Source organism: Streptomyces sp. ERV7, from assembly GCF_001653515.1.
Taxonomy (GTDB): Bacteria; Actinomycetota; Actinomycetes; order Streptomycetales; family Streptomycetaceae; genus Streptomyces.
The window spans coordinates 1-3,922 of the sequence record NZ_LYOY01000057.1; the positions used below are offsets into that span (position 1 = coordinate 1).

The following is a 3,922-nucleotide window of genomic DNA, read 5'->3' on the forward strand; positions in this document are numbered from 1 at the left end:
TGGCGGGCGCCCACCCCCGCCCGCGAGATCCCCTGGCCGGGCTACGGCCGCGCCCCCGCCGCCATCATGCGGTTCTTCCTCGCCGACCTCGCGGCGCGGCACGGCTCGGTGCGCGGATACGCGGCCGAACTGCTCGGCGCCGACGAGGAGTTGGTCGGCGCACTGCGCGCCGGGCTGCTGGAATCATCGGCCGAGCCCGTCCCCACCGCGTAACCGGGGCGCGGATCCGAGGTCACGGCGGGCACTTCTGCCCGTAACGCACCACGCCTATGGTGGGTCGTCACTTGTGTCCGGCCAGAGGGGAACTGATGGTGCGCAGGACCAGGATCATCCGGCACACCGCCGCGTTCGCGGCCGCCCTGCTGTGCGGCGTGGGCTTCGCCCCGGCCGCCGCCGCTGCCGAGGGCGGCCGCACCGGGGCCAACCCGGCGGCCGCCGCGCTCGACACCTACTGGAGCCCGGCCCGGATGGCGGCCGCGCTGCCCGGCGACACGGCCAAGGGCGCCGGGGCGGGGCCGTCGGCGCGGGCGGCGTCGCCCACCGAGGACGGGCCCCGGCCCGGCGAGTACATCCCGCCCAGCAGGAGCTTCGACGGCATCCCGCAGGCGGGCACCTTCTTCTGGACCGATGCCGACGGCACCGGGCGCACGTGCAGCGGCTCGGTGGTGCGCAGCCCCGGGCGCGACCTGGTGCTGAGCGCCGGACACTGTCTGAAGGGCTACGCGGGCCCCGCGCCCCGGCGCCACCTGGCCTTCGTGCCGCAGTACCACGACGGCCTCAAGCCGTTCGGGCTCTTCCCCGTGGCGGCCGACGGCGTCTATGTGGCGCAGCGGTACTACGACCTGGGCGAGCACGCCGGAGCCGCCTACGACTTCGGGTTCGCGGTCACCGAACCCAACCGGGACGGCACCCGCCTCCAGGACGCGGTGGGCGGCGTACGCCTGCTCACCGGCACGGGGTACTACCACCTCCCGGTACGGATGATCGGCTACCCGGGCAACGCGCAGAAGCCGCTGGAGTGCTGGAGCTGGACCACCCGATGGGCCAGCGACGACCCGGCCGACCCGGGCACCTTCCCGCGCATCGCCTGCGACGCGTTCGTGGGCGGGACCAGCGGCGGGCCGATGCTGGTGCCGGGGCCGGACGGCTGGGGCGTGATCGGGGTCATCGGCGGCTACCACACCGGCGGAAACACCCCCCAGGTCTCCTACAGCGCCTACTTCGGTGCCGCCACCCGGGCCCTCTACCGTGCCGCGGTCAGCGGCGCCCCGCCGGCGGGTCCGGCGTCCTGACTCCTGACGGGCCCCGACGGGTCAGCGCCCCAGGGCCGCCAGGCCCTTGCGGAGGTCGTCCCGGTCCATGACCGGCGTGTAGGAAACCTTGGCGCCGAGTTCCATGAAGAACGGCTCCGAGAACTTCGGCATGTGCGACGAGTCCGTCAGGTCGAAGAAGATGAACGCCGTACGACAGCCGTTCTGGGTGGTGAAGTAGGCGGCTTCGGGCTGGAGCGCCTCCAGGGCGGATTCCACGGTCTTCGGCAGCGTGCCGTTCCTGATGGCGTCGTTGGCCTTCTCCGTGTCCATTTCGATCTTCATCAGTGTGCGCACCACACTCACCCCTTCTCGACCGGGTGGGTGCTTGCTTTCGGCGCACCGGTCACTCCCGGCCGCATGCACCTCCAGCGTCTCGCTTTCCGCCCCGCACCACAACGCGGGAGGTCTCGCAACGCGGCCGGGAGCCGCATTCGGACGTGCGCGTTCCGGGTCGCCCGGGGCGTCGTACAAAATGAGGGCCGAGTTCCTGTTATCCCCGTGTCCGCCAGGGGTCTCCGAACGACGGGAGCGCACGACCGACGCCAGCGGGTGAGGGAGCAGATGCACAGGGACAGCACGTCCATGCCGGAGCTGGTGGGCGCCGCGCGGACCGGCGACGCACAGGCGCGCGAGCGGCTGGTCTCCGACTACCTCCCGCTGGTCTACAACGTCGTCGGCCGGGCGATGGACGGCCACGCCGACGTGGACGACGTCGTGCAGGAGACCATGTTCCACGCCCTGGAGAGCCTCGACGGACTGCGCGAGCCGTCCCGTTTCCGGTCCTGGCTGATCGCCATCGCGATGAACCAGATACGCCACCGCTGGCGCGCCCAGCAGTACACGACCCCGGCGAGCCCCGAGCAACTGGACGGGGCCGCCGACCCGGAACCCGACTTCGTGGACCTCACCATCCTGCGCCTGGGTCTGTCCGGCCAGCGCCGCGAGGTGGCCGAGGCGACCCGCTGGCTCGACGAGAGCGACCGCGAACTCCTCGCCCTGTGGTGGCAGGAGGCGGCGGGCGAGCTCACCCGCGCCGAACTCGCCGAGGCGATGGCGCTCACCCCGCAGCACGCCGCCGTCCGCGTCCAGCGCATGAAGGCCCAGCTGGAGGTGGGCCGGACCGTGGTGCGGGCGCTCGCCGCCCGGCCGCTCTGCGACGAGCTGGCCCGGACCGTCGCCGGGTGGGACGGCCGCCCCGCCCCGGTGTGGCGCAAGCGGATCGCCCGCCACGCCCGTGACTGCCGCGCCTGCTCGGGGCGGAGCTCGGGGCTGGTGCCCGCCGAGGGGCTGCTGGCCGGTCTCGCGCTGCTGGTGCCGCTGTACGGGGCCGCCCACTTCGTCCCGGGTGCCCGGATGGCCCCGGTCGCGTCCACGGCGCCGGCGCCGGGCAGCACCGGGCCCGGCTCGCCCGCCCCGGGGAAGGCGCGCGCGTACGCGGTCAGGGGTGCGCTCGCCCTCGTGCTCGCCGTCGTCCTCGCGATCCTCACCGTGCTGCTGTGGCCCGATCCGCGTCCGCAGGCCACCCCCGCGCCACCCGCGGCGACGCACGTCACGGCGAGCGCCGTCCCGCCGTCCCCCTCCGCCACGCCCGTACAGCAGCCGCCGAAGGCGAGCCCTTCGCCCAAGGCCACCCCGAAGCCCGTCAGGACCACGCCGGCTGTCGCGACCCCCGAGCAGCGGCTGCTGCGGCTGGTCAACAGCCGCCGTGGCGCGGCCGGTTGCGCGCCGCTGCGCATGGACCCGCGGCTGACTGCGGCGGCGGTCCGGCACGCCAAGGACATGGTGGCGCGCGACTACTACGACCACGCGAGCCCGGAGGGGCAGCACGCCGACGCCCGGATGCGGGCGGCCGGGTATCCCGTCGGGGCCTGGGCGGAGAACCTGGACCGGGGTACGGCGGACCCGGCCGGGATCGTCGACGACTGGACGGACGGCGCGATCCACCAGCGGAACATGCTCGACTGCGGGTACCGCGACACGGGTGTGGCCGCCGTGCCCGGCCCCGACGGCACGGTGTGGGTGCAGGACTTCGCCGGTTCGATGTCCTGAGGCCACACCGGTGCCGGGTGCGTGCGGGTCAGCTGCCGAAGTTCTGTACCCACCACGGTCCGTTGCCGCTGAGGTTCACGCCCACGCCGATGTCCTTGAAGCCGCAGTCCAGGATGTTGGCGCGGTGGCCCGGGCTTTTCATCCAGTCGCGCATCGCGTCGGCCGGGCTCTTCGGCCCCCGGTGGATGTTCTCGCCCCACTTGTGCCAGTCGTATCCGGCGGCGCTCATACGGTCGCCCGCGTTGCGCCCCTCCGGGCTGTTGTGCTCGTAGTAGTCCCGCGCGGCCATGTCGTCCGCGTGCGCCTGGGCGGAGGTGTTGAGGCGGCGGTCCGCCTTGAAGGGCGAGCAACCCGCCTTGGCGCGCTCGGCGTTGGCGAGGTCCACGACCTGCTGGACGTACGCGGCGGCGGTGCCGCTCGGTGCGGTGTCCTTGCGCGGCGTGGTCGTGCGGGGTGCCTGGCCTCCGCCCGTGTGCCCCTTGGCCGTCGTGGTGCCCTTGCCCGCGTCGGTGTGCGCTGCGCCGGACGCCGGGGTGCTCCTGCTCGGCCTCGGCCGGGGG

The 3,922-nt window shown here is 73.9% G+C and carries 5 protein-coding genes; 3 read left to right on the top strand and 2 right to left on the bottom strand.

Going from position 1 to position 3,922, the window contains the following annotated elements; translation table 11 throughout:
- Positions 1–213 (top strand): tyrosine-protein phosphatase (locus A8W25_RS29620; RefSeq protein WP_199831869.1); only part of this gene is annotated, 213 nt, incomplete at its 5' end.
- Between the two features lie 95 nt (positions 214–308).
- Complete coding sequence (locus A8W25_RS29625) at positions 309–1,292, top strand: trypsin-like serine peptidase (RefSeq protein ID WP_234386642.1); 984 nt, start codon at positions 309–311, stop codon at positions 1,290–1,292.
- A 21-nt stretch (positions 1,293–1,313) separates the two neighbouring features.
- Here A8W25_RS29625 and A8W25_RS29630 read toward each other — a convergent pair whose 3' ends face one another.
- Positions 1,314–1,595: a hypothetical protein gene (locus tag A8W25_RS29630; protein WP_234386643.1), complete on the bottom strand. Its 282-nt coding sequence runs from the start codon at positions 1,593–1,595 to the stop codon at positions 1,314–1,316.
- A gap of 279 nt (positions 1,596–1,874) precedes the next feature.
- Here A8W25_RS29630 and A8W25_RS29635 point away from each other — a divergent pair, with 279 nt between their 5' ends.
- Positions 1,875–3,362, top strand: a complete 1,488-nt coding sequence (locus A8W25_RS29635) for a sigma-70 family RNA polymerase sigma factor (protein ID WP_067167426.1) — start codon at positions 1,875–1,877, stop codon at positions 3,360–3,362.
- A 28-nt stretch (positions 3,363–3,390) separates the two neighbouring features.
- On the opposite strand, the gene A8W25_RS29640 is transcribed toward A8W25_RS29635, so the two are convergent.
- Positions 3,391–3,922, bottom strand: a 532-nt coding sequence (locus A8W25_RS29640) for a CAP domain-containing protein (RefSeq protein WP_234386644.1), incomplete at its 5' end; no start/stop codon positions are given.

Excerpts from the sequence above, each read along its gene's own strand:
- A8W25_RS29625 (WP_234386642.1), top strand. The coding sequence starts at position 309 with ATGGTGCGCAGGACCAGGATCATCCGGCACACCGCCGCGTTCGCGGCC.
- A8W25_RS29630 (WP_234386643.1), bottom strand. The coding sequence starts at position 1,595 with ATGAAGATCGAAATGGACACGGAGAAGGCCAACGACGCCATCAGGAAC.
- A8W25_RS29635 (WP_067167426.1), top strand. The coding sequence starts at position 1,875 with ATGCACAGGGACAGCACGTCCATGCCGGAGCTGGTGGGCGCCGCGCGG.